This is a genomic window from Microbulbifer harenosus (assembly GCF_005771435.1).
Taxonomy (GTDB): domain Bacteria; phylum Pseudomonadota; class Gammaproteobacteria; order Pseudomonadales; family Cellvibrionaceae; genus Microbulbifer; species Microbulbifer harenosus.
Genome location: NZ_VANI01000010.1, coordinates 254,813 through 279,405, shown reverse-complemented (window position 1 = coordinate 279,405; position 24,593 = coordinate 254,813). Strand labels below are relative to the sequence as shown.

General features: G+C 62.1%; 21 protein-coding genes. 12 read left to right on the top strand and 9 right to left on the bottom strand.

Annotated elements, in window-relative coordinates:
• The first annotated feature begins 37 nt into the window (after positions 1 to 37).
• The 5 genes from FDY93_RS10655 to FDY93_RS10635 all read left to right on the top strand — a co-directional run bounded on the left by FDY93_RS10655 (position 38) and on the right by FDY93_RS10635 (position 4,875).
• Complete coding sequence (locus tag FDY93_RS10655; protein ID WP_240914048.1) at positions 38 to 1,273, top strand: UbiH/UbiF/VisC/COQ6 family ubiquinone biosynthesis hydroxylase; 1,236 nt, start codon at positions 38 to 40, stop codon at positions 1,271 to 1,273.
• A gap of 130 nt (positions 1,274 to 1,403) precedes the next feature.
• Positions 1,404 to 2,450, top strand: coding sequence for a rhomboid family intramembrane serine protease (locus tag FDY93_RS10650; RefSeq protein WP_138235718.1), 1,047 nt, complete (start codon positions 1,404 to 1,406; stop codon positions 2,448 to 2,450).
• Between the two features lie 6 nt (positions 2,451 to 2,456).
• Positions 2,457 to 3,677 (top strand): hemolysin family protein, encoded by a 1,221-nt coding sequence (locus FDY93_RS10645; RefSeq protein WP_138235717.1) that lies wholly within the window; start codon positions 2,457 to 2,459, stop codon positions 3,675 to 3,677.
• 173 nt (positions 3,678 to 3,850) lie between these two features.
• Positions 3,851 to 4,138 (top strand): hypothetical protein, encoded by a 288-nt coding sequence (locus tag FDY93_RS10640; protein ID WP_138235716.1) that lies wholly within the window; start codon positions 3,851 to 3,853, stop codon positions 4,136 to 4,138.
• Between the two features lie 170 nt (positions 4,139 to 4,308).
• On the top strand, positions 4,309 to 4,875 hold the full coding sequence (locus FDY93_RS10635; protein WP_138235715.1) for a CBS domain-containing protein: 567 nt from the start codon (positions 4,309 to 4,311) through the stop codon (positions 4,873 to 4,875).
• Positions 4,876 to 5,079: 204 nt separating this feature from the next.
• Here the strand turns inward: FDY93_RS10635 and FDY93_RS10630 are convergent, their stop codons facing one another.
• Both FDY93_RS10630 and FDY93_RS10625 read right to left on the bottom strand, forming a co-directional pair.
• Positions 5,080 to 5,790 (bottom strand): 2OG-Fe(II) oxygenase, encoded by a 711-nt coding sequence (locus tag FDY93_RS10630; protein WP_246068545.1) that lies wholly within the window; start codon positions 5,788 to 5,790, stop codon positions 5,080 to 5,082.
• Positions 5,791 to 5,887: 97 nt separating this feature from the next.
• Positions 5,888 to 7,669, bottom strand: coding sequence for an SLC13 family permease (locus tag FDY93_RS10625; RefSeq protein ID WP_138235714.1), 1,782 nt, complete (start codon positions 7,667 to 7,669; stop codon positions 5,888 to 5,890).
• A 282-nt stretch (positions 7,670 to 7,951) separates the two neighbouring features.
• On the opposite strand from FDY93_RS10625, the gene gcvT reads away from it, so the two are divergent.
• Positions 7,952 to 9,040, top strand: coding sequence for a glycine cleavage system aminomethyltransferase GcvT (gene gcvT, locus FDY93_RS10620; RefSeq protein WP_138235713.1), 1,089 nt, complete (start codon positions 7,952 to 7,954; stop codon positions 9,038 to 9,040).
• A gap of 91 nt (positions 9,041 to 9,131) precedes the next feature.
• Entirely contained in the window at positions 9,132 to 9,521 is a 390-nt protein-coding gene (gene gcvH, locus FDY93_RS10615) for a glycine cleavage system protein GcvH (RefSeq protein WP_138235712.1), read from the top strand.
• A gap of 107 nt (positions 9,522 to 9,628) precedes the next feature.
• Here the strand turns inward: gcvH and ptsP are convergent, their stop codons facing one another.
• Both ptsP and rppH read right to left on the bottom strand, forming a co-directional pair.
• Complete coding sequence (gene ptsP / locus FDY93_RS10610; RefSeq protein ID WP_138235711.1) at positions 9,629 to 11,908, bottom strand: phosphoenolpyruvate--protein phosphotransferase; 2,280 nt, start codon at positions 11,906 to 11,908, stop codon at positions 9,629 to 9,631.
• A gap of 102 nt (positions 11,909 to 12,010) precedes the next feature.
• Complete coding sequence (gene rppH, locus FDY93_RS10605; RefSeq protein ID WP_138235710.1) at positions 12,011 to 12,661, bottom strand: RNA pyrophosphohydrolase; 651 nt, start codon at positions 12,659 to 12,661, stop codon at positions 12,011 to 12,013.
• Positions 12,662 to 12,915: 254 nt separating this feature from the next.
• On the opposite strand from rppH, the gene FDY93_RS10600 reads away from it, so the two are divergent.
• Together FDY93_RS10600 and FDY93_RS10595 are read left to right on the top strand one after the other, a co-directional pair.
• A complete protein-coding gene (locus tag FDY93_RS10600) occupies positions 12,916 to 13,608 on the top strand; it encodes a histidinol-phosphatase (RefSeq protein ID WP_138235709.1) in 693 nt (230 codons plus the stop codon).
• 77 nt (positions 13,609 to 13,685) lie between these two features.
• Complete coding sequence (locus tag FDY93_RS10595; protein WP_240914050.1) at positions 13,686 to 14,900, top strand: imelysin family protein; 1,215 nt, start codon at positions 13,686 to 13,688, stop codon at positions 14,898 to 14,900.
• 73 nt (positions 14,901 to 14,973) lie between these two features.
• Here the strand turns inward: FDY93_RS10595 and mepK are convergent, their stop codons facing one another.
• From mepK to FDY93_RS10570, 5 genes are all read right to left on the bottom strand, one after another.
• Positions 14,974 to 15,507, bottom strand: coding sequence for a peptidoglycan L,D-endopeptidase MepK (mepK, locus tag FDY93_RS10590; protein ID WP_138235707.1), 534 nt, complete (start codon positions 15,505 to 15,507; stop codon positions 14,974 to 14,976).
• 470 nt (positions 15,508 to 15,977) lie between these two features.
• Entirely contained in the window at positions 15,978 to 17,459 is a 1,482-nt protein-coding gene (locus FDY93_RS10585; protein WP_246068544.1) for a L,D-transpeptidase family protein, read from the bottom strand.
• 14 nt (positions 17,460 to 17,473) lie between these two features.
• Positions 17,474 to 18,796: a L,D-transpeptidase family protein gene (locus tag FDY93_RS10580; RefSeq protein WP_138235706.1), complete on the bottom strand. Its 1,323-nt coding sequence runs from the start codon at positions 18,794 to 18,796 to the stop codon at positions 17,474 to 17,476.
• A 227-nt stretch (positions 18,797 to 19,023) separates the two neighbouring features.
• A complete protein-coding gene (locus FDY93_RS10575) occupies positions 19,024 to 20,988 on the bottom strand; it encodes a L,D-transpeptidase family protein (protein WP_138235705.1) in 1,965 nt (654 codons plus the stop codon).
• 271 nt (positions 20,989 to 21,259) lie between these two features.
• The gene (locus FDY93_RS10570) at positions 21,260 to 22,108 is read right to left on the bottom strand and encodes an NRDE family protein (protein ID WP_246068543.1); all 849 of its coding nucleotides are present in this window, start codon (positions 22,106 to 22,108) and stop codon (positions 21,260 to 21,262) included.
• A gap of 55 nt (positions 22,109 to 22,163) precedes the next feature.
• Here FDY93_RS10570 and lgt point away from each other — a divergent pair, with 55 nt between their 5' ends.
• From lgt to FDY93_RS10555, 3 genes are read left to right on the top strand one after another with little or no spacing between them, the layout of a single operon-like run.
• Positions 22,164 to 23,018, top strand: coding sequence for a prolipoprotein diacylglyceryl transferase (lgt, locus tag FDY93_RS10565; protein WP_138235704.1), 855 nt, complete (start codon positions 22,164 to 22,166; stop codon positions 23,016 to 23,018).
• Positions 23,019 to 23,043: 25 nt separating this feature from the next.
• Positions 23,044 to 23,877: a thymidylate synthase gene (locus tag FDY93_RS10560; protein ID WP_138235703.1), complete on the top strand. Its 834-nt coding sequence runs from the start codon at positions 23,044 to 23,046 to the stop codon at positions 23,875 to 23,877.
• Positions 23,877 to 24,410 (top strand): dihydrofolate reductase, encoded by a 534-nt coding sequence (locus FDY93_RS10555; RefSeq protein WP_138235702.1) that lies wholly within the window; start codon positions 23,877 to 23,879, stop codon positions 24,408 to 24,410. The genes FDY93_RS10560 and FDY93_RS10555 overlap by 1 nt, the downstream gene beginning before the upstream one ends.
• Positions 24,411 to 24,593: the final 183 nt, after the last annotated feature.

The following is a 24,593-nucleotide window of genomic DNA, read 5'->3' as shown; positions in this document are numbered from 1 at the left end:
CCTTCTACAAAAAAACCATCCCGGAGAAATTCTGCCTATGAACAGACAGCGAATGGACGTGACCATCGTCGGTGGCGGTATGGTGGGTATGGCGCAGGCGGCACTGCTGGCCGTGCGCCACCCGCAGCTGCGGATTTCGCTGCTGGAGTCCTCCACGATGGAGCCGCAGGTCAGCGCGGACGCATACGACGCGCGCGTAGTGGCTCTCACTGAGGCGTCGCGGGCACTGTTGGAAGAAGTCGGCGCCTGGCAGTTGATTGCCGGCCAGCGCGAGTGCCCCTATACGCAGATGCGGGTGTGGGACGCGGAAGGCACCGGCTCGGTGTACTTCGACTGCCGCGACGTCAAACTGCCGAACCTCGGGCATATTGTCGAGAACAATGTGATCCTCGCCGCCCTGCGCACACGCATCGGCGAGCTCAGCAATGTGGACATGGTGACGGGCTTCAAATTGGAGAGCTGGTGGCGCGACTGCGGCCTGTGGCATCTGCAATCCCGCAGCCCGGATCGGGATGCGGTGGAGGGGCTCGACACCCAATCGCCGGTGTTCACCACCCGCCTGCTCATCGGTGCCGACGGCGCCCGCTCGCGGGTGCGCGACCTGCTGCGCATCCGCACCCGGGACGTGGAATACCGGCAGACCGCGCTGGTGTGCGTGGCAAAGTGCGAACAGTCACACCAGTTCACCGCCTGGCAGCGCTTTCTGGATACTGGCCCGCTGGCGTTTCTGCCGCTGTCCGGTCTCGGCGACGACCGCCACTGCGCGGTGGTGTGGTCTGCGGATGACAGTCTCGCGCGCGAGCTCGTCATGCTCGACGACAAGGCGTTTGCACTGAATCTGGAGAAAGCGTTTGAAAGCCGCCTGGGCGCCATCGAATCCGTCAGCGAGCGTTTTTCCTTCGCGCTACGCGCGCGCCACGCGGAATCCTACTTTGGCCCCGGCGCGGCGCTGATCGGCGACGCCGCCCACAGTATTCACCCGCTTGCGGGGCAGGGCGTCAATCTGGGGTTGATGGACGCACTGGTGCTGGCGGAGGAGATCGGCCGCGCGCTCAAGCGCGACATCTCTCCCGCCCACGCGTCGGTGTTGTCGCGCTACCAGCGCCGCCGCCGCGGCGAAAATGCGGCCACGCTCAAGGCCATGAGCACGTTCAAGTCCCTGTTCGGTGCCGGCGACCTGCACTGGCGCTGGCTGCGCAATACCGGCCTTAGCGTGGTGGACGCGAGCCCGCTGCTGAAAAAACGCATTATCATGCGCGCCATGTCGGTGTGATGGCGCAGCCGGAGATAGACAAAACGCGGCCCCCGCCGCGTTTTTCATATCTGGTCGATTAGTTTGGTACAGTCCCCCGTCCGATATTTTTCCGATACCCGATTTTGCATTCTGTTGAAAGGACCCGGATTTGAGTAACTGGATTACCGTGTGCGAATTTCCGCTGCAGCAGGATCTGTCTGCACTGGCGGCGTTCATCCAGCGCCACCAATTGCCTTTGCGTATCAGCGAGGAGAACAATCGCCAGTGCGTGGCGAGTCTGGCGCCACAGCTGGTGCAGCCGATGCAGCAGTTGCTGGAGCGCTGGCAGGCGGGGCAGGTGGACCTGTCGCAGTTGACTGTGCATGTATACGACGAAAATCCGGCAGCGTCGGCCCAGGAAACGGCGACTTCCGCAGCGGAAAGCCGCGTCGGGGAACATCAACCACAAGGCCGCGATACCGCCGACGATGTCGCGGATTCTGCCGATGCCGGCCGGGGCCCCGTCGCCGCATTTACCGTGATTCCCCAGTGGCCGCTGCGGCAGACGCCGGTCTGCCTGGTGCTTATCGCCCTGTGTTTTATTGGCTGGCTGCTGCTGCGCCAGGGCTGGATTGAGGCTCTGGTCATTTTCCCGCAGCGCGACGGCGGTTTCGATATGTCCGGTTCATCACTGGCGTGGCATCTTTCCCGGGGGGAATTCTGGCGCTTGTGGACACCGGCCATCATTCATTTTTCGCTGCCGCACGCGCTGTTCAACAGTCTCGGGATATGGATTGTCGGCCGTTCTCTCGAGGCCCGTGCCGGCAGCGGGTGGTTTGCGCTGCTGGTGCTGCTCAGTGCGCCGGTGTCGAATCTCGCACAGTACCTGTGGTCGCCGCAGACGTTGTTCGGCGGTATGTCCGGCGTGGTGTACGCACTGGTTGGCGCCGCCCTGGTAATACAGCGCTGGCAGCCCCAATGGCGCGATGTGCCGGCCTCTCTCATTTGGCTGGCGGTGGTATGGCTGCTGGTGTGTATGTTGGGAGTGGTGGACTATTTCATCGCCGGCGGCATCGCCAATGCTGCGCATATCGGCGGTTTTGCCGCGGGGTTGATACTCGGCCTGTTGTTCTGCGTTGCTGGTGGTGGGCGGCGCTATTTTTCCGGAAACGTCGCCGAGGCGGTGGGCTCCGGACCTACACACAAGACATTCTGATTCATCATGTTGCTACTGATTACTTATGTGCTCGTCGCATTGGGGTTTTCCTTTCTCTGCTCTATCGCCGAGTCGGTCATCCTGAGCGTGACCCGACCCTACATCACTCTGCTGGAGCGGGAGGGGCACAAATCCGGGCGCCTGCTGCGCCGGTTGAAAGATGATATCAATGCGCCGCTTGCCGCCATTCTCACCCTCAACACCGTGGCCCATACCGTGGGTGCCGCCGGTGCCGGCGCCCAGGCCGCGACGGTATTTGGCAATGAGTATCTGGGCATTGCCTCGGCGATCCTGACGCTGTTGATCCTGGTGTTTTCCGAGATCATTCCCAAAACTCTCGGTGCTATGTACTGGCGGAAGCTGGCCCCGGCTACCGGTTATTGCCTGCGTTATATGGTGCTGGTGCTGAAACCCTTTGTTTGGTTGTCGGAATGGCTCACCCGGGGGTTGTCGTCGGGGCACACACTGACCGGTTTCAGCCGCGAGGAATTTGCCGTGATGGCGGAATTGGGCGAGGCGGAGGGACAGCTCGATCGCCAGGAGTCCAGTATTCTGCGCAACCTGTTTTTCACCCTGCGGGATCATACGGTGCGCGAAGTGATGACGCCGCGCACTGTGGTGTTTTCCCTGTCTCAGGACATCACGGTTGCTGATGCCTATGAGGCGGTGGAAAACAGCCGCTTTTCCCGAATCCCCGTCTACGAACACGACGACCCGGATCTGGTGGTGGGGTTTGTACTGAAGCAAGACCTGTTGCAGGCCTTTTGCCGCGGCGAACGGGATGGTCAATTGCGCGAGTTGCGCCGGGACCTGCTGATGCTGCCGGAGACGGCCGCGATCTACCAGGCATTCCACAAGATGCTCGCGCGACGGGTACAAATCGCCGCCGTGGTGGACGAATACGGTGGCCTAGAGGGGCTGTTGGCTCTCGAAGACATACTCGAGACCTTGCTGGGGGAAGAAATTGTGGACGAGGCGGATAAAACCCCCGACCGCCAGGAACTGGCCAAACGCCTGTGGCGTCTGCGCGCCAAGCGCCATGGACTGCGGGTCGACGAAGCGGCCCAGCGCGAGCAGGAAGGCCCCGAGCCGCAGGAAAAACTGCAGGAAGAAATGCGCCGGCATGTACAGCAGGCCGACAAACTGTACGGGGAACAGAATTCCTCACAGCAGGGAGCAGACGCATCCCCATCAAAAAAGTCTGCGAACAAAGCGGAAAAAAGTTAGAACCTTGGTGCTGATATCGGGTCTCAGTTGCCGTGGCAGTTGTGCGCTGCCCACGGCGTTCATCTTGCGCTGAAGTGAAAAAAACAACGGTTCACCGCAAGCCCCTTGAAAAAACACGTCTGCGGGCGGATAACAAACAACCTGTCACAACGAATTTTTAGTGAGCATGTAACGTGCGCTTTGGAATCCTGCTGATACTGCTGCAATCCATGCTGCTCTGCGCCGAAGGTCGCGCGGAGTCGCAGTCTGTGCAGCTGGATTCCGCCGACAAGGTCGTGCGTGTTTTGCTGCACAGTGGCAACCAGCAACAGCAGGAGGAGACCGACTCCGCCGCGCTGGCTCCGCCACAACCCCGTGTCTTCCCGGGCGCGCTGGCCGCGCCCATTGCCAGTCTCGTCGCTTTTCCGTCTTCCTCGGCTCGCGCCGCCCACACCATCCGCGGTCCACCCGCCCGCCAATAATTTTCTTTCTTACACATGTTATCGAACGGCGTCGGCAGCGTATTTGTTCGCTGAAGGCTCTCCGCTTTGCCGCCGGCGCCGACAGACTCATTGGGTCGCATACGCGTGGGGTTTCCGCTTTCTCCCCTCAGCGGCAGTTTGCGCCCGAAAAACCGAAGAGAATTGTTGTCATGAAAAAACTGGATCTGATTCCGCTGGAAGATGCGGACAAAGTGGTTTTCCCGGAAGAATTTCACGAGCTCACGCTGGACTCCCCGGCGCTCAAGTTCGTTACCGATTTCAAGAAACATCACCCGGCGGTGCTGACCGCTTCCATGTCTGCTCTGGACGCCGCGCAAGTACTGCGCACCGGGCATCTTTCCTGGGTGCTGGTGATGGATCACCGCGGGGATTTTATCGGCCTGCTCACCGCCGATGATGTTTCCTACCAGCGCGTCATGCAGTGTGTGGCGGCGGGGCACAATCGCGGCGATTTGACCGTGGGCGACCTGATGCGCCGTCGCAATCGCCTGCAGCAGCTGAGCTACCAGCAGCTGCGCAGCGCGTCGATCCGCGATGTGCTGGAAACCATGCGCCGCAGTGGTTTACACCACTGTCTGGTGGTGGACGTGGACAATCACCATGTGCGTGGCGTAATCAGCTCGGAAGATGTGGCCGCGCGCTTGCAGTTGGAGTACCCCATTGACCGGCCGGAGAATTTCGCCGAACTGCTGCGCGCGGTGGCGGCGGTTCATTAAATGAAGTGAATTTTGGTTTCGAAAAAGAAAACGTTGTAGAAAGTTAGGTGGCGGTACTGATGCCGGGTGCAACCTTGTGAGACACGCCGTGTACCCATCCCTGGGGGCTCTGCACCGCCATCCATGGCGGTGAAGGTCTCACAAGGTTGCACCCGGCATCAGTACCTTCGCGGGAACATCCGTGTTCTTATCTTCCTCGAGCAATCATCGCGCCGGATCGATGGTCTCGCCGAGGCTGTTGTTCACCCGGAACCACCCGGTAACGCTGTAGCGGGGCCGGTTGCTGGTCAGTACCTCGTGGGGGAATTCTTCCGAGAGGAAGATCACCATCTGCCCGAACCTCGGTGCCACCTTCTCGATCACCGTATCGCTCTCCGGGGCATAGATCTGCAACTCGCCGCCATCCTGCGGCTGCCAGTTCGGCGTCAGGTACAGCACCGTGCTGACGATGCGATTGGTGCCGCCCTTGAAGGCATCCATATGCTTTTTGTAGTAGCTGCCGCGGTCGTAGCGCGCGTAGTGGCACTCGTAATCAAACAGACCGAGGAACAGCCGGCGGTTCAGGCCCAGACGCAATGTCTCCGCCCAGTTCAGGTAGGCCGCTACCGCCGGGTTGGACTTATCCAGCCAGAAAATTTCATCGGTGCGCACAAACTGATTGAGCTGGTGCTCCTGATCGCGGCCGATACCGGCGCTTTGAAAGCGCGCGCGGTCGATGGAGCGGAAATGCCGCAGCAGCGAACCGAGTAGCGCCGGGGGAAGAGGCGCGGGCAGAACGATATACCCGGTTTCACGCAAGGCGCTGGCGATGCGATCCAGTGGATCTTCGTCATCAGGTCCGCGGCGCCAGGTTTCGTCCACTGGTGACAGGGCTGCGTCGGCAATGGCAGAAGGTACAGAGGGTACGGCGTTCAAACGGGTATTCCGGGGTGCGCCAGGGCGGCGGGTTGAATCGGTCGCTATTTATACAGCCGGTTCCCCCGCCGCGCCAGCAAAAATACCCGGGCTCGGATTATTTCGCCGCGGTCAGATCCCAGCCGGTGAGCAGGATGGTGATGGTCACCACGCCTACCAGCAGGTTCATGGGCAGGCCCACTTTGAGATAGTCCGAGAACTGGTAGCCGCCGGGGCCGTACACCATCAGGTTGGTCTGGTAACCCAGCGGTGTGGCGAAGCTTGCGGACGCACCCATCATGATCGCGAACATAAAGGGCTCCGGATTCAGTCCGGCACTGCCGGTCATCTGCAGCACAATGGGCACCATGATGATGGCGGCAGCGTTGTTGGTGACCATTTCTGTCAATGTGGAAACACACAGGTACACCAGAATCAGCATCAGCCACGGATAGCCGTGGGACAGGGAAATGACCGTTTCCGCGATCGCGCCGGCGACACCGGTTTTCTGCAGTGCGACACCCAGCGCAAAAGAGGCGGCAATGGTAATCAGTACTGGCAGGTCGAGGCTTTTCTGCGCCTGGTTCACCGAGCAGCAGCGGGCAATCAGCATGGCGCCGGCGCCGAGCAGCGAGGCGTTCAGCATGCTGATCACACCCGTACCGGCGGCGAGCACGATGGCAATGAGAATCAGCCAGGCGGTGAGGCCTTTCTCGTGACGCGGGCTCTCAGCTTCCAGATCGTTGATCAGCAGGAAGTCCTTGCTGTAGCGCTGGCGCAACACGAAACCCGGGCGGGCTTCCAGCAGCAGTGAGTCGCCCGCCTTCAACTTTATGCTGCCGAGGTTGCCGGGCACACGCCGGCCTTCCCGCGCCACCGCCAGGACCGCGGCGCCGTAGCGCTTGCGGAACTGGGCGTCGCGGATACTGCTGCCGATAACATCGCAATGGGGCGAGACGACCACTTCCACCAGGCGGCGCTCTTCCGTGGATGCTTTGAGCGTGGCCTCGCCATCGTCGTGATCCGAGGGCACGATACCGCGCATGCGCAGCAGATCGGAAATGGCCTCGGTATCGCCGGCGAAGACCAGGCGATCGCCACCGCGCAGCTTTTCGTCCGAGCGGACCGGTGCAATCGCGCGATCACCGCGCTCGATTTCCACCAGGTAGACCCGGCGCAGGCCCCGCAGGCCCGCGTCTTCCACTGTCTGGCCGACCAGGGGGCCGCTGCTGTCCACCGCTACTTCCAGGGTGAACTCCCGCAGATTGCCGAAGGGCTTTTTCTCGCGTCGGTCCGGCAGCCAGCGGGGGAAAAAAACCAGCATGAACGCCACGCCGATCAGCGCCGCCGGCAAACCCACCGCGGCGATGGAGAACAGCGAGAACCCCTCATTGCCGGTGATGGCCTGGTACTGGCCGTTGACCACGAGATTGGTGCTGGTGCCGATCAGGGTAAGGGTGCCGCCGAGAATCGCGCCGTAGCTGAGCGGGATCATCAGTTTGGAGGGGGCAATGTCGATGCGCTTGGCCCAGGCGTTCAGCGCCGGGATCATGGTGGCTACCACCGGGGTGTTGTTGAGATAGCCGGACAGCGCCACCACCGGCGCAAACACGCGCAGCATGGCGCCGCGGATGGTTTTGGGCCGCCCCAGCAGATGTCTGACCAGCATGTCGATGCCGCCGGACGCGTGAATGCCGGTGGCGACCACAAACATCGCGGCAACGGTAATCAGCCCGCTGTTGCCGAAACCGGAAAGGGCCTCCTCCGGAGTGAGAATGCCGCTGACGCTCAGCAGGGTGAGCGCGGCCATCATCACCAGATAGGCCTGGATACGGGTGAAAATCAGCGTGGCCAGCACGGCGAAGACGAGAAACAGGGAAAACCAGCCAGACCAGTCCATAGCAGCGTGTATTTGTTCGAAACGATTGACGGCTAAAGCTACTGCAATCGCCTTAGTACCAAAAGTTCTTTTTTCGCATATTTATATAGCGTGACGCCTGCTGAGGGGCAGGCTGCGCTGCGAGCCGGGGACTGTGGGTAATATTTTTCACTGCGGCTGCTAGTCTTTGCAGAGGTTTGGCGTCTGGCTTCCGTGGTTGTGCGGCCGGTAGAATACGCCGCTTTGCCGGTGGGCCGGACCCAGGCCGCCACTTTGATTTCACCACACGGGATTCAGCACAGAATGGGAAATAAAACCGCGCTTTACGATACCCACGTCGCCATGGGCGGCAAAATGGTGGATTTCGGCGGCTGGGACATGCCGCTGCACTACGGTTCACAACTGGAAGAGCACCACAAGGTGCGCAAAGATGCGGGCATGTTCGACGTTTCCCACATGACCGTGGTCGATGTGGATGGCGCCGGTGCGCGCGACTACTTGCGCACCCTGGTGGCGAACGATGTCGCCAAGCTCGACGGCAATCCGGGCAAGGCGTTGTATACCGGCATGCTAAATGAAAACGGCGGCGTGGTGGACGACCTGATTGTGTACCTGCGCGATCCCGGATACCGGGTGGTGGTGAACTGTGCCACCCGCGAGAAAGACCTTGCGTGGATGAACGCGCAGGCGAGTAATTTTGACGTCACCCTCACCGAGCGCCCGCATCTCGCAATGGTTGCTATTCAGGGGCCGCAGGCCATCGACAAGGTCAAGCAGGTGCTCGGCATCGATTGGACCGCTGCCATCGACGGGCTGAAAGTCTTCAGCAGTGTCGCCCGCGGCGACTGGTTTGTGGCGCGCACCGGCTACACCGGTGAAGACGGCCTTGAAATCATGCTCAACAACGAAGATGCCCCCGGTTTCTGGCAGGCACTGGCGGATGTGGGTGTGGCTCCCTGCGGCCTCGGCGCGCGCGACACCCTGCGTCTGGAAGCGGGCATGAATCTGTACGGTCACGAGATGGACGACGACACCTCGCCGCTGGAGGCGAATATGGCGTGGACCATTGCCTGGGAGCCGGCGGAGCGCAAGTTCATCGGTCGCGAAGCGCTGGAGCAGGAAAAAGCGGCGGGTGTCGCCAACAAGCTGGTCGGTCTGGTGCTGGAAGACCGCGGTGTTCTGCGCGCCGGACAGCAGGTAGTGGTAGACGGCGCTGAAAGCCGCGGTATCATCACCAGCGGCACATTCTCCCCCACCCTGGGTTACTCCATTGCCATGGCCCGGGTGCCGGTGAGTGTTGGCGACACGGCGCAGGTGGAAATCCGCAACAAACTGGTTCCGGTGCGGGTGGTGAAGCCGAGCTTTGTACGCAACGGCAAATCGCTGGTGTGAGTCTGGTGAGCGGCGCGGCCGCTCGTCGCAATGAATACCGAATACACTGTTTAGCAGCTTAATTTTTAAGCCAATTTTGAGGGAAGAGCCCATGAGCGAGATTCGCAGCGAACTGAAATACGCCTCCAGCCACGAGTGGGCGCGTCTGGAAGAAGATGGCACCGTCACCGTCGGTATCAGCGACCACGCCCAGGATGCGCTGGGCGATGTGGTGTACGTGGAAACTCCGGAAGTGGGTCAGGTCCTGTCTGCCGGTGAAGAGGCCGGTGTGGTGGAATCCGTAAAAGCCGCCAGCGATATCTACTCACCGATTTCCGGTGAAGTGATTGCGGTGAACGAGGAACTGGCCGATGCGCCGGAAACCGTGAATTCCAGCCCCTACGACGACGGCTGGTTCTTCCGCATCAAGCCGAGCGATGAAAGCGAGCTGGACAAGCTGCTGGACGCTGACGCGTATAAAGCGGAGAGCGAAGAGGACTGATTTTCCTCTGAGCAGATGCAAAAACGCCGGGCACTGCCCGGCGTTTTTGTTGGTGTGAACTATGCGGAGTTTGAATTCAGTGGCGGACAAGCCCAGTGGTTTGAACGCTATGATCCGGAACTGACCTCTGTCTGTTGCGGTTGCACAAGCCCGCCGATCCCCAGATCCTGCAGATAGCCCCGCAATTTCTCCTCGATCTGCTCCGGCGACTCCATCAGCAGCACCTGCTGCAGCAACCGGTCCAGTTCCGATTTGTTCACTTCCCGCAATGCAGCTTTTACCCGCGGCAGGTTGGTGGCGTTCATGGAGAGCACGTCGTAGCCCATCGCCACCAGCAGCAGGGCTCCGCCCGGGTCGCCCGCGAGTTCGCCGCAGATGCCCACCTTGGTACTGGTCTCGTGACCCGCGGTCACCACCTGCAGCAGCGCTTGTAGCACCGCCGGGTGGAAACTGTGATAAATACTGGCAACACGGCTGTTATTGCGGTCCACCGCCAGCAGATACTGGGTCAGGTCGTTGCTGCCCACCGACATGAAGTCCACGCGCTTAGCCAGTTCCCGCGCCTGGTACACCGCCGACGGCACTTCCACCATGATGCCGAGCGGTGGCCGCTGGATCTGGTAACCCTCGTCCAGCAGTTCGTCGTAGGCGCGGTCCACCAGCTTGCGTGCGGCTTCCAGTTCGCCCACACCGCTGATCATCGGCAACATGATGCGCAGGTTGTCGAGGCCGACGCTGGCTTTCATCATCGCGCGCACCTGCCCCAGAAAAATTTCCGGGTGATCCAGCGTTACACGGATACCGCGCCAACCGAGGAACGGATTGGTTTCCTCGATGGGGAAGTAAGCCAGCGCCTTGTCGCCGCCGATATCCAGGGTGCGCATGGTGACCGGGCGCGGAGCGAAGGCCTGCAACTGTTCGCGGTAGATCTCGCGCTGCTCCTCTTCGGAGGGGAAGCGGTCGCGCAACAGGAAGGGGACTTCGGTGCGGTAGAGGCCAACGCCTTCGGCGCCGCGTTCGAGCGAACGCACCACATCCGCCATCAGTCCGGTGTTCACCCACAGGCGCACGCGGTGGCCGTCGGCGGTCTCGCCGGGGAGCTTGGCCAGGTGGTCCAGATTGCGCGCGAGTTCGCGCTCCTCCTCGACAATGGCGTCGTAGCGGCGCTTCAGCTCCGGCCCCGGGTGTAGGTACAGCTCGCCGCGGTAGCCGTCCAACACCAGGTCCACCCCATCCACCTGCTCCCAGGGCAACTCCTGGGCGCCCATTACCGCGGGCACGCCCATGGCGCGGGCGATAATCGCCACGTGACTGTTGGCGGAACCCTTGACCGAGATCAGCCCGGCGAGCTTTTCCCGCGGCACTTCGGCCAGCACCGAAGCGGTTAATTCCTCGCCGATCAGGATGGTGTTTTCCGGGTAGTCGCGCTGGCTCTGTTGTTGCTGGCGCAGGTGCATCAGCACCCGCGCGCCGAGATCGCGCACATCGGCAGCGCGGTCGCGGAAGTAGGAGTCAGACATGGCCTCGAAGCGGCGCACATGCTCCAGCATCACTTCCGCCCAGGCGCGGCTGGCGGTGAGTTGCTGGCGGATGCGCTCGCACACTTCGACGGCGATGGAGCTGTCGTCGAGCATGCTGATGTAGGCATCGAACAGCGCGCGCTCTTCCTTGTTCAAGTCGTTTTTGAGGCGCTCGCCCACATCTCGGATTTCGCTGCGCGCCGCGCCCAGGGCCTGGTGGAACAATGCCAGTTCGGCATCGATATCCATGGTGCAGGCGTAGGGTACGGTGGCCAGGTTTGCCTGCGGGGCGATGATGTGAGCGCGGCCGATGGCGACGCCAGGGGAGGCGGCGAGGCCGCTGAATTTGGTTTCGTTGCGCTGCTGGCCCATGGTGGCCAGGGCACCGGTGGCCTCGGCGTGGGCGATAACCCCGGCGAGTTGGGCGGAGAGGGTGACGAGAAAGGCCTCTTCGCCTTCGTCGAAGCGGCGCCGCTCCGCCTGCTGTACCACAAGTACGCCGAGCACCACGCGGTGGTGAATGATGGGGGTGCCGAGAAAGGAGGAAAAGCGCTCTTCGCCGGTGGCGGGGAAATACTGGTAGGCGGGGTGGGCTTCGGCCTGTTCGAGGTTGATCGGCTCCTCGCGGGTGGCGACGTTACCGACAAGGCCTTCGCCAGGGGCCAGGTGCACCTGGCCCACCGCGTCCTGGTTGAGGCCCTCGGTAGCCATCAGCACATAGTTGCCGGATTGCTTGTCGCGCAGGTACACCGAGCACACTTTGGTGTGCATGACCTCCCGCACCCGCCGGACAATGATGTCCAGCACCGACGGCAGGTCCCGTGCGGTGTTGACTTCCTGAACGATACTGCGCAGTGATCCAAGCAAAGTGGCTTTCCTCGCCGTCGTTATCCGACTCCGCGCCGTGTGCGGAGCCCCGCTGGGCCGATGCCCGCCTGTGATACCCGGCGCCGGCCGGGTGTCACGAGGTTACTGGGTGCGATTCAGCCAGCGTCTTTCCAATTGTATTTGCGTGGGCGCCAGCTCGGTGAGCGCGCGCCGGTAGACCTCCCGCTTGAAGGTCACCACCTTGGTCAACGGGTGCCAGTAACTCACCCATCGCCAGTGATCAAATTCCGGTTTGTAACCATTATTGAAACTGATGTTGCTTTCATCGGCGGCCAGCTGCAGCAGAAACCACTTCTGCTTCTGGCCGATGCACAGTGGCTCTGAGCGCTTGCGCACCAGCCGCTGCGGAAGCCGGTAGCGCAACCAGCCGCGGGTACTGCCGAGCAACGTGACCTGGCTGCGGGTCAGCCCGATTTCCTCGTACAGTTCGCGATACAGCGCCTGTTCCGCTGTCTCACCGGGATTGATGCCCCCCTGGGGGAATTGCCATGCGTCTTTGCCGCCGACCCTGCGCGCCCAGAGAGCCTGTCCGCGCTCGTTCAGAACAATGATGCCGACATTGGGACGAAAGCCCTCGCTGTCGATATTGTTGCTGCTGTCTGAATTGGTACCAGCGGTCTCCGCGCCCGGCCTGCGGGCTGGTTTGCCGCCGGAATTGTCCTGTTGCGCGGAGGCTCTGGCGGGTCTGCGGCGGTTCTTTCGCCCGGCGGATGTCTGCTTGCCGTCGCCCAAAATGCCGTCCTCAAATTTTCGTGGTGCGGATTGCCAAGGCTTTGGTTGCCCCGCACACCATAATGTTCTGCATTGTTCCACAGGGACTGAATTACGGCAATTCAGTGACGCCAGTCGGTGTAAGCCCGGCGGCGTCGGGGTAAAATCTCCCGCCTTGGGCACTTTTCCGCGCCAGCCGGTCACACCGCGCGGAAATGGCAAGATCGGGCGTCAGAAATGCCCTGTGTGCCCTATAGTCAACTAAGGAGATTTTTGTGCAGCTGGCGATTTTTGATCTGGACAACACCCTGATCGGTGGCGATAGCGACCACGCCTGGGGGGAGTTCCTGGTGGCCCGCGACTGCGTGGACGGCGAGCGTTTCCGCAGTGAGAACGACCGCTTCTTCCGCGACTACCAGAGCGGTGATCTGGATATTTTCGCCTATCTGACATTTGCTCTGGAGCCGCTGGCGCAGTTGTCTCGCGGTCAGCTGCAGAGCCTGCAGCGGGAATTCATGCAGGAGGTGATCAGCGAGATCTGGCTTCCCCACGCCGAGACCCTGATCCAGCGCCACCGCGACGCCGGTCACCACATCATGGTCATTACCGCCACCAACCGTTTCGTGGTGGAACCCATCGTCGCGCGGCTCGGCGTCGACACCCTGCTCGCCACGGAGCCCGAGGAAGTGGACGGCCGCTTCACCGGCCAGGTGGCGGGGCATCCCTGTTTCCAGGAGGGCAAGGTGGTGCGCTTGCAGCAGTGGCTGGAGCAGAACCCGCAGTACGCCCGCGGTGAAAAATGGTTTTACAGCGACTCCATCAATGACCTGCCACTGTTGTCTCAGGTGGAACACCCGGTAGCGGTGGACCCGGACGCGCGGCTGCGCGATGAAGCCTTGAGTCGCGGCTGGCAGGTGATCAGCCTGCGCGGCGATATCGACGCTTTCGTCAGCGCATTGGATCTTTGAGCGGGCGGTCGCTTACAGGGCAATTGCCGGACGCTTTGAAGCACAGTCATTCAATGTTCAGGAATTCGGGACAACACGTGAAAAGCGCAGTACACAAGCATCATTTTTTCCACGCTGTCTTATTTCCCCGCACCGCACTGGCACTGGCCGTGTGTGGGTTGTTGTTCGCCGCGGGTTGCGAGCGCCAGAAGGTCGAAACCGGCGCGGAGCAGAGTGCGCCGGCAGCGCCCGCCGCGGTGATTGATCAAGCCGCGGCCGAGGGTTTTTCCACCGAGTACTGGAGCGCCGGGCAGGCGCAGGTGATCGACGCCGAGGCGGCGGCCCAGGCGCTCACGCGCGCGGTGACCCAGCTGTTGGCGTCGCCGACGGAGGATCACCTGGAGGCGGCGAAGCTGGCGTGGCTTGACGCCCACCGCGAGTTGGCCGCGGCACTGCCGTTTATCAAGGTGGCTTTTTCCCCGGCGGACCTGCAGCACGAGGGCAGCGAATTGCTGCTGGCCCTGAATAGTTGGCCCGTGCAGGCCGGGTATCTGGATACCGTGCCGGGCTATTCCAACAGTGGGATCGTCAATGACACGGCGATCGAGCTGACGCTGGCCAACCTGCGCAAGCAGCACCGCCTCACTGCACACGAGGAGGCCAGTACCGGGTTCCACGCGTTGGAGGTCATGCTCTGGGGGCCCACCAGTGAGCGCAGTGCGGAGCAGTTTGTGGCTGCCAGCGGCGGTGAACAGCCGGAGGCCCAGGCCGCCAACCGCCGCCGCGAGCTCACTCGTCTTATCGCCGAGGGAATCAGCGAGGACCTCGCCGCGCTCGCCGCCCGCTGGCCGCTGACGGCCAACGACCTGTCGCAGCGCTACCTGGCGCAGGTGCCGGTGGCGCGGGTGCAGTGGATTCGCTCGGCGCATCTGGACATGCTGCGCAATGAGGTGTTGCCGCGAATTCCGGAAAGCTCCGAAAGCGATGTAGAAAGCCCGCTCGCCGCGGATTCCAAACAGGCGCTGCTGGCGATGCTGCGCAACCTGCAGGCCTGTTGGCTGCCGGAGAGTGGCAGTGGTCTCGCGGAATTGCTGCTGGACCAGCGCCAGACCGCCGCCCTGGCACAGACCTTTGGCGAGCTTGAAGAGCGGCTGCTGAAAATGGAGGACCCGATCGAACTTGCCGCTCCTGCGGAATTGCAGCGCAGCCGTCAGCAGATAGACGTTCTGATTGGGCTGATCTCCGGTGATACCCGGGTACCGGCACGGGAAGAGGACATCACTCCGGTTAGCCTGCAGGCGCCAGCGGAGTAACGCGGCACCCCACGCCGGCATAAAAAAACCCAGGGGGAACCTGGGTTTTTTCGTTTCTAGCGGTTGTCGCTGATTACCAGCGGCGAACCGGGCCAGTGTCTACGTGCACAAAGTTGCTCTTCGGGTAGTAGCCGACACCACCTGCCTTGAGGTCCAGTGCCGCCTGGCGCAGCTTGGCCAGCGAGACACCCGGCATGCGGATGTCGAGCGCCATACCGCGAGTGTGGTAGCTGCGGCGCGCCACGCCGCGGCCCGCTGCGCGCAGCTTGGCGTTGGTCTTCGGCGAACGGTAGCCGGAGATGATTTCGATCTCACCGTTGAAGTTCAACTTTTCTTTCAGTTTGTACACAATGTCGAACAGCTTCGGGTCCATGCGCGTCACTTCGTTTGCGCGGTGGTCCCGCAGCAGCCGGTTGAACTGCTTGAGGCCGCTGCTGTCGTAGTCGCCCCCCGCCCAGTAGGCGGCATTCAGGCGTTCACCTGTATGCAGATTGCGCATTTTGAGGTTGCGCGACGTGCCAACTTTTGCCAGCGCGGGGCCGGCCGAAACCGCCGCCGCGGTAGCTGCAGAAACTGCCAAAAACCTGCGTCTGGAAAGTTCTTTCATACCCTGTTACCGCCTTTGGTCTGTAGTGAGTGTGTCTTTCAATCCTCTGGATCGTGAGTTGCTTCCTGTGCCAACTCGGTATGACAGCACTGTACAAAAAATAATCTTTGGTTACAAACCAGGCAGAGCTAATGACGTATTGATCGAAAAACAGCCTTGATATTTTTTTCTAGCACGCTAACGGCCGTGAATTTTTTTTGCCTGTTCTGGTGGGAAATCACCCGGAAACCTGGTGACAACGTTGTCATAATTGAAACTTTATTTTTTTGCGACCGAAGATTCAGCTTTTCTGGAGGGTGGGATATCTGCCTGGGGAACGGCTTCGGAGCCTTGGATTCCCTGGCTTTGGTGGCGCTAGCTAAGTGCTGCAGGTAGCGCAGCCGGTTTGCATGCCGGGGTGGACAATGTACTCAAATCGGTGAGATCCGGATGCTGCCGCTGGCGTTCCACTACGGAAACCGGCGCGATGGTCACTGGTCCCGATGGTAGATGTCGGGTCGGAACTGCACGCGCCCCAGCGCATCCACCCAGGCGGTCAGGTAGGTGATAAACAGTCTCGGCGGATTTTCTACCTTGATAGTGAGGGATTCATCCCCGGTGGCGGCCTGGGCGACCTGGGTGCGGTCCCAACCCTGTGCGGTCAGCAGCGCGTAGGCCAGTTCCTCCGGTTGCTGCAGGCGGATGCAGCCGTGGCTGAAGGCGCGGTGACGGTGCTCGAACAGGCTCTGCGCCTGGGTATCGTGCAGGAAAATCGCCTGTTTGTTGGGAATCACAAACTTTACCCGCCCGAGGGTGTTACCGGGACCCGAGATCTGGCGCAGGGTGGCCTTGCCGCTGGCGGCGCTTTCGATACTCTCCTCGCTGATCGGGGTGGTGGTATTGGTGCCGTATTTCACCACCCGGTAGCCCCGTTTGTGCATGGCCTCGGGGTTGTTGCGCGCTTTGGGTAAAAGGTCCGTGAGCAGGATGCTGCGGGGTACGGTCCAGGTGGGGTTGAATACCACCGATACCACCCGGGTGGTCATCTCCGGGGTGCGCTTGCTGCTTTTTCCCACCACGGTTTTCATGCTCAGCACCACCTTGCGGCGGTCGACCAGTTGCAGCTGGTAGTCGGGCACATTTACCAGAATGTAGCGGTTACCGGGGGCGGCCGGCAGCTGGTCCCAGCGCTCGGCGTTCAACTCCAGCAGGCGCGCCAGCTCCTGTGGCGGCTTTGCCAGCTCTTTCAGTGTGGATCTGTCCACCCGGCCGGTGACTTCCATACCGTGCCGGCGCTGGTAGGACTCAACCGCCAGCTGCAGGCCGGCGTCGAAACGCTGGCGGTCGACACCACCTGCGGTCAGAGGGCCGGGTTGTCCGGTGTAGTCGCCATATTGCTGCAGCAGTCTGCGCAACTGTGCGACTCGCGGGCCGCGATCGCCGGGTTTCAGCGGTGCGCCGGGGGTTATGGCCTGCCAGTGGCTGGTCAGTGCGCGGTAGCGCGCGGCCTGTGCGCGCAGGGCATTGCCCGCAGTGGCAAAGTCAATGGCGCTGTCTTTGTCCGGGTGCCGGTCCAGAGGCTGGCCGTTGTTCGTCGCGGCGGGTGTGCGCTCGCCGGACGGGGCGGTTTCCCCGGGGGGCGTGTCCCGGCGGTCGCTGTCATTTTCACGCTCTTCGGATTCCTGGCCGCTGCTGGAGGATTCCGTGCGGTCGACGTCAATTTCCGCATTTACCGCAATATCCGGGTCGTTCACGATCTCACTGGCATGGGCCGCGAGGCCCGCCTCTCTGCCGGCTCCGGTGGGGCCGGTTTCTGGGGCCGCGCTGGTGGTGGCCTCGGTCGGCAGTGTCTCGCCCCGGGCTATCTCCGCCATGGGCAGCAGCGCGCAGCAACCGAGCGCGACCATCAGGGAGAAATGGCGGGCACGGATGTGCAGAGGGATGGGCTCTGTGGTGCAGTTTTTATGGCGCATGGGACCCCCGTTTCTCACTCATCGGCGGCGCGTGGATCTTCGCCGTCAGCGCGTACAGCGGCACTGTCTTCTTCCGCGGCCTCATCTTCCACTCGGTCGCGACCATAGATGTCCGGGCGGAAATTCAGCATTCCCTCTTGATCCACCCACGCGGTCCAGTAGGCGATATGCACGGGGATGGGCTGCTCGAGGGTAACCGCGCGGGTGCGGGTGCCACTGGTATAGCGGGTCAGGCGTTCGCCGTTCCACTTGTCCGGCTTGGCGGTATGGCTGGCGAGAATGATCTGTGCCAATTCCTGGGGTTTTTCCAGACGCACGCAGCCGTGGCTGAAAGCGCGCTGGCTGCGCCCGAACAGTTCCTTTTTCTGGGTGTCGTGCAGGAAGATGGCCTGCTGGTTGGGGATGACGAACTTGAAGCGCCCGAGTGCATTGCCCTCGCCCCCGCGCTGTTGCAGCGCCACGCTGCCGAGGCGCAGGGCGCGCAGGTTGCCGCCGCTGAAGGGCACCGATTTGCCGCGGTTGTTGACCAGCCGGTAGCCGCCGGCACTGAGATTGGCGGTGCCCTTCGGCAACAGCTCGCGCACGGCGATATTGCGCGGCACGGTCCAGGTGGGGTTGAACACCACCTGGGTCATGCGGGTGCTGAGTTGTGGCGTCGGGTGCTTGGCTTTGCCCACCACCACACGCATGCGGTACTGCTCCCGCTCGCCATCCACCAGGCGCAGCGTGTACTCGGGGATGTTCACCAGAATGTAGCGGGAGCCGAGATCTTTGGGCATTTTCTGCCAGCGCTGCAGATTCGCGGCAAGTGTGGCGAGTCGATGCGCCGGCGGTGTGTTCAGGTGCTCGCGGGTCGCGCGGTCGACGATGCCATCGGCGCGCAGTCCGTGGCGGCGCTGGAAGCGTTCCACTGCCTGGCGCACGCTGTGATCGTAGAGCTCTGCGGGGGCGTTGTCCCTTTGACTACCAGGCGTGTGCGCGGCATCCGCCATGTCTCCGTTCAGAGGGAGGTCGCCGTACTGCATCAGCAGCCCGCGCAGTACTTTGACGCGGGCGTCGCGCACACCGGGGGCGAGGGTCTGCCCGTCGGGCAGTGGTTGCCACTGGTCCCCTTGGCTGAGGGCGCGATAGCGGGCCAACTCTTCCCGCATCAGTGCATACTGCCGTCCATAGGGCGTAAAGGGGCTGTAAGCATTGTCGGGAGTGTCAGCGCTGCTGGCGGTCGGCGGCGATGTGGTGGCCTCTGCGCCGGATGACTGGTTGGCCAGTGTTTCCGCGGTGAACGTCAGTATCACGGCGGCGCTGAAACCCAGCGGAAGACCCAACTTGTTTCCCATCTCTGACCCCTGAACTACCAATTGCTCGAACCGAAATACACAGAAACCGAGATTCACAGCGCGCGCTGGGCGGAAACTGTGTTCCTAATTGGTAACTTGTGACCGGATTGGCGCCAAATACGATTGGGGTATTCGCAGAGGGGACTTCGGGTACTTTCGGAATAACTGCCGGGTGTTTCCTCTACCCGGCAGTGTGGTGGGCAGTGAGAGAAGTGGGGTTGAGGGGATCAGTTGAACTGGTTGGCGGCGAGCCCGTCCTTGCCGTAGATGTCCGGGCGGAAGTGCATCCGGCCCTGGCCATCGACCCAGGCGGTCCAGTAGGTGATGTAGACCTTCACGTTCTGGCTCATTTTCACCTCGGTGGTCTCGTCGCCGGTGGTCAGTTGCTCAATGCGGTAGCGGCTCCAGTCGCCCGGTTCGTCCCGCAGCAGTATTTCGGCCAGCTGGCGCGGTTTGGCCAGGCGCACACAGCCGTGGCTGTAGTCGCGATCGGTGAGTCCGAACAGGCTCTTGGCGCGGGTGTCGTGCAGATAGATGTCATCCGAGTTCGGGATCTCAAACTTGACCCGGCCGAGGATGTTCTGCTCGCCGCCCTTCTGGCGCATCAGGAAACCGCCGGCCGCCGCAGACTTGAGGTTCTGGGAGGTGAGCGGCAGATAGTCGCCGCTGCCATTCACCACCCGGTAACCCATGTTTTCCATGCCGTGGGGATTGGCGCGGGCCTTGGGCAGTATTTCGTTCACGAGGATACTGCGGGGCACGGTCCAGGTGGGGTTGAACACCACGCGTGCGACGCGGGTGTTGATCTCCGGGGTCTGGTGCACCTTCTTGCCCACCACCACGTTCATCGACAGCTTGATCCGGTCATGTTCCACGTAGTTGAGGGTGTAGCCGGGCACATTCACCTGAATGAAGCGGCTGCCGAGGTCCGCCGGCAGTTTCTCGCGGCGGCGGATATTGGTCTCGATGATGTGGGCGCGCGCGGAGGGCGACATGTTCATGCGCTCCCGGGTCTGCTTGCCCACGATCCCGTCGGGTTTGAGACCGTGGCGGATCTGGAAGCGCACCACCGCCTCGTGCAGCCGCTGGTCGAACTTGTTGCTGCTGAAGTCGGCGCCGTAGCCGTAACTCGGATAGTCGCCATACAGGGCCAGCATGTTGCGCAGGTGCACGACATTGGCGTGTTTGGCACCGAGGGTCATCGCCGGCCCCGCGGGCAGAGGCCGCCACTGGCCGGTTGCGGCCATATCGCGATAGCGCGCCAACTGTTCGCGCAGGGCCTGGGCGTCGCTGCCAAAGGGGGTGTTCTCCTCGATCAGCATGCCCTCGCCGTGGGCGGGAGCGAGACCTGCGCCCTCATCCTGCAGGTTGCGGAATCTCGGCATCACCCGCGGATAGCTCTGCGGATAGGCGCGTGTGGAATAGCGCGGAGCATAGCTGCCGCCGCCGTAACTGGAGCTGTAGCTGGAACCGCGGCTGTAACTGCCGCCCTGGGTGACGTAGCGGGAGCGGTCGATGGTCTGTGCGCTGCGGTTTTCGCGGTTATAGCCGCGGAAATACTGGCGCCCGGTGTCGTTGGCGGCGTAAAGCATTTCCTCCGCGGCATCACTGCGGGCGCTGGCCATCTGGAAGCCGCCGTCGGTGAGGTTCACCGGAGTGATGTCGCGGCCGCGCAGTCGCGGCTGGTTTTTTCGCCCATCCGGTCTGAGCTTGTCCAGCTGGGTATCCTGAGCATAGGAAATGAACGCATCGGTGAGCAGCACATCCAGCACCGCGGCCATCTGCAGGCGCTGCGGCGTATCGCGCAGGGTGCGGTCGAAATAGCCCAGGTGGTAGCGATAGTCCACCATGCTGCTCGGGTTGCCGGAGCTGGATGCCGTGAGCTGCTTGAGCAGGTCGTTGGCGGTATCGCTCAGGTTGTAGTTGTCGAACCACAGCAGCCGGTAGTCGGTGCGACGGTAGATGCGGCGCACTGCCACCGGGTTGAAGATCGGGTCCTGGGCGGGCCATGCATCCGGATTGTCTTCCAGCCAGTTCACCAGATGCGGGCGCACGGCATTTTCCGGCAGCACCGGTACCGTTTGCTGATTGGCATTAAAGGCGTAATAAAGCGCAAAAGCGCACAGTCCGCCGAGAAAGATGGCCGGCAGTGGCGATTTGCGTTTGCGTCGCTCTGGAATGAAATATGACATGGTACCTCAGCGATACTGCAGGGCGCCGGATTACAGTGCGGAAGCCGGGGGCCCGATCGTTCATACCTTCCCAACCTTCGGTGCGCCTCTCCCGAAGCCCCGGCAATGACTGCTCACCGCCGACGGCGCACCTAAGCCGAGCATCCCGCGCGACCTTCCTTTTATTAGGCGGAGTTCGAGTGCGCATTGCGCGTTTCTCAACATCCGCGTGCCTGTGAAAATAAGTATGGCAACAAATACGGAATTTGCTTGGCGCCAACTTCATTTCACCTTAGGGAGATGTAGAGCGTGCAGGGGGGAGGTAAAAGTGTCGCAGCGCACCGCTGACCAGTCCGTCGGCAAAGCCCTGCTCCCACAGTTGCACTCCTCCATCGCTGTCTACGGCTACCAGCGTGCTGGCGCGGGTGCCGTAGCCGTCGGCCATCAACGTGCGGTCGCGGGCAAGTTCCTGCGCGGTGATGCGCACGAAGATGGAAGAGAGCGCGGACTCCATCGCGGCGCTCACGCCGGTTTCCGGCAGTTGTGACCGCGGTGCGCGGTTGGTGTCAGCGAGCAGGGCGAGCGCCGGTGCGGCAAAGTTCTCACTGTCCAGGGTTTCGGGGAGGTTCTGCACCAGCGCCGCCAGTGCGTTGCAGCCGCGCGTGACTTTAGGCCAGGGATCGTCCGGCGCGCCATTGGAGATACCGTGGAGGCCCGGTGTCATGGCAAACGGGCGGTGGCGGTTGCCGGCGCACACCAGCGGCGGCTCCGCCCGCGGGTCGAACAGCAGGGCGTTGAAGCCCCGGTAGCGCGCGCCGGGCAGGGCGTGTGCGTAACTGGTGGGATTGGTATTGCCGGCGAGAAACCCCACCGGGATTTCACCGCGGGACAGCAGATCGGCGGGCTCCGGCGCTCCTGGCTCGCGCATGTTGGTCACCGCCGCCACTCGGCCGCCGGGGGCGATACCCAGCCAGGTACCGCCCGCCTCCAGGTCCCGTCCGGCGACGACGTTGCTATCTTCCCACGGTTGTGCGGGCGCGGTGGGGCGGCGGTAAAACTCATCCCGATTGGCCAGCAACAGCAGTGGATAGCGGGGGTGCTGGCGGTAGGCAATCAACAGCAGGCACATGTCAGCTCGCATTCGTCATTTTGTCAGTGCCATAATAACGCCCACTTTGAACAACCGCGGTTTGAGCATGCTGACTTACCCCGAGATTGATCCCGTTGCCCTGGCCATCGGCCCGCTCAAGATTCACTGGTACGGGCTGATGTACCTGGCGGGGTTTGCCGCCGCCTGGTGGCTGGCCATGCGCCGGGCCGCCAAGCCCTGGTCACCGGTAATCAAGTCCGAAGTCGAGGACCTGATCCTGTTCTGTGCCATCGGCGTCGTGGTGGGCGGTCGTCTCGGTTACATGTTCTTTTACAACTTCAATGAGTTGATCGCCCACCCCCTCAGCCTGATCAAGGTTTGGGAGGGGGGGATGAGCTTCCACGGCGGTCTCATCGGCGTGATGGTGGCGGCCACCATATACGCGCGCAAGATCGGCACCACCTTCCCCACTCTGATCGATTTCGTGGCGCCGCTGGTTCCCATCGGCCTCGGGCTTGGGCGTATCGGCAACTTTATCGGTCAGGAGCTGTGGGGTCGGGAGACCGATGTGCCCTGGGGTATGGTCTTTCCCCGCGACCCCGAACAACTGGTGCGCCACCCGTCCCAGCTGTACCAGGCCTTTCTGGAGGGGCTGGTGCTGTTCGTGGTGCTGTGGATCTTCTCCAGCAAGCCGCGCCCGCGCCTTGCCGTCGGCGGCCTGTTTGTCCTGCTGTACGGCATCTTCCGCTTCCTGGTGGAGTTCGTGCGCCAGCCGGATGTGGGGGTGCCGGTCCTGTTCGGCTGGTTGACCCGCGGTCAGCTGCTGTGCCTGCCGATGATCGCCGCAGGCGTCATCATTCTGGTGTGGAGCTACCGCACCCAACCCTTGCCAGATGGGCGAGGGCAGGGGGATGCGGCAGGCAAAGACGCCGCCAGGCTGAAAAAAAGCGCTGCCAAATAAACCGGATTCAAGAATACGTATATAGATGAAGCAATATCTCGACCTGATGCGCCACGTGCGCGACAACGGCACCCTGAAGAGCGACCGCACCGGCACCGGCACCCGCAGCGTGTTTGGCTACCAGATGCGCTTTGACCTGTCCGAGGGGTTCCCCCTGATCACCACCAAGAAGTGCCACCTGCGCTCCATCATCCATGAGCTGCTGTGGTTCCTGCAGGGGGATACCAACATTGGCTACCTCAAAGACAACGGCGTGCGCATCTGGGACGAGTGGGCCACAGAAGACGGCGAACTCGGCCCGGTCTACGGCTACCAGTGGCGCTCCTGGCCCACCGCGGATGGCCGTCATATCGACCAGATCAAGGAGCTGGTTCATCAGCTCAAGACCCGCCCGGATTCCCGCCGCCTGATCGTCAGTGCCTGGAACCCTGCGGACCTGCCGGATGAGGGTGTTTCGCCGAGCGCCAACGCCGCCGCTGGCAAGATGGCGCTGGCTCCGTGCCACGCTCTGTTCCAGTTCTACGTGGCAGACGGCAAGTTGTCCTGCCAGCTGTACCAGCGCAGCGCGGATATCTTTCTCGGAGTGCCCTTCAATATCGCCTCCTACGCTCTGCTGACTCTAATGCTGGCGCAGGTCTGCGATCTGGAGCCCGGCGATTTTGTGCATACCTTTGGCGATGCCCACCTGTATTCCAACCATGCGGAACAGGTGGAGGAGCAGTTGTCGCGGCAGCCGTTGCCGCTGCCGCAGATGCGCCTGAACCCGGAAGTGAAGGACCTGTTCGAATTCCGCTTCGAGGATTTCGAGCTGCTGGGCTACGAAGCGCATCCACATATTCCCGCGCCGGTGGCGGTGTAATGGCTGCGGTCGATAAACCGCTGGCGATGATTGTCGCCATGGCGCGCAACCGCGCCATCGGCCGCGAGAATACGCTGCCCTGGCGGATCTCCGGCGACCTGCAGTTCTTCAAGCGCACCACCCTCGGCAAGCCGGTGGTCATGGGGCGCAAGACCTTCGAATCCATTGGCCGCCCGCTGCCCGGGCGCGAGAACATCGTTATCACCCGCAATCCCGACTGGCGCGCGCCTGGGGTGGCGGTGGCGGCATCCCTGGAACAGGCGCTGGCACTGGCGCAACAGGCGGCTGTGCGCGATGGCGCAGAAGAGATCATGGTGATTGGCGGCGCGGAGATCTACCGCCAGGCCATGCCGCTGGCACGGCGTTTGTATATCACCGAAGTGGATGCGGAGGTGGAGGGAGACGCCTTCTTTCCGGTGCTGGACAGCGACTGGCAGGAGTCCGGGCGGGACTGTTACCCCGCCTCGGATAAGGATGAATACAACTACTGCATAGTCCAGTACGACAGGTTTAATAAAAAACAGGTTGACTAAAAAATACCCAATCGGGTAGTTTTGGCCAACTGTTGCACAGCGTAATCCGCCGCAAATGTGTGCATGAAACCCGAGGGTGTTACCCGAGTGTTACCCAGCTACACAGCTTCGGCGGTGCAGTCAATCGGCATTTGAATAATCAAATCGGCTGTTTACAATGTGCGGCTCTTAGCTGTCTTCAAG

What these genes read in the sequence shown, in the direction of transcription:
- FDY93_RS10655 (WP_240914048.1), top strand. Translation starts at nt 38, where the DNA reads ATGAACAGACAGCGAATGGACGTGACCATCGTCGGTGGCGGTATGGTG.
- FDY93_RS10645 (WP_138235717.1), top strand. Translation starts at nt 2,457, where the DNA reads ATGTTGCTACTGATTACTTATGTGCTCGTCGCATTGGGGTTTTCCTTT.
- FDY93_RS10635 (WP_138235715.1), top strand. Translation starts at nt 4,309, where the DNA reads ATGAAAAAACTGGATCTGATTCCGCTGGAAGATGCGGACAAAGTGGTT.
- FDY93_RS10625 (WP_138235714.1), bottom strand. Translation starts at nt 7,669, where the DNA reads ATGGACTGGTCTGGCTGGTTTTCCCTGTTTCTCGTCTTCGCCGTGCTG.
- gcvT (WP_138235713.1), top strand. Translation starts at nt 7,952, where the DNA reads ATGGGAAATAAAACCGCGCTTTACGATACCCACGTCGCCATGGGCGGC.
- gcvH (WP_138235712.1), top strand. Translation starts at nt 9,132, where the DNA reads ATGAGCGAGATTCGCAGCGAACTGAAATACGCCTCCAGCCACGAGTGG.
- mepK (WP_138235707.1), bottom strand. Translation starts at nt 15,507, where the DNA reads ATGAAAGAACTTTCCAGACGCAGGTTTTTGGCAGTTTCTGCAGCTACC.
- FDY93_RS10585 (WP_246068544.1), bottom strand. Translation starts at nt 17,459, where the DNA reads ATGCGCCATAAAAACTGCACCACAGAGCCCATCCCTCTGCACATCCGT.
- FDY93_RS10580 (WP_138235706.1), bottom strand. Translation starts at nt 18,796, where the DNA reads ATGGGAAACAAGTTGGGTCTTCCGCTGGGTTTCAGCGCCGCCGTGATA.
- FDY93_RS10575 (WP_138235705.1), bottom strand. Translation starts at nt 20,988, where the DNA reads ATGTCATATTTCATTCCAGAGCGACGCAAACGCAAATCGCCACTGCCG.
- FDY93_RS10570 (WP_246068543.1), bottom strand. Translation starts at nt 22,108, where the DNA reads ATGCGAGCTGACATGTGCCTGCTGTTGATTGCCTACCGCCAGCACCCC.
- lgt (WP_138235704.1), top strand. Translation starts at nt 22,164, where the DNA reads ATGCTGACTTACCCCGAGATTGATCCCGTTGCCCTGGCCATCGGCCCG.
- FDY93_RS10560 (WP_138235703.1), top strand. Translation starts at nt 23,044, where the DNA reads ATGAAGCAATATCTCGACCTGATGCGCCACGTGCGCGACAACGGCACC.
- FDY93_RS10555 (WP_138235702.1), top strand. Translation starts at nt 23,877, where the DNA reads ATGGCTGCGGTCGATAAACCGCTGGCGATGATTGTCGCCATGGCGCGC.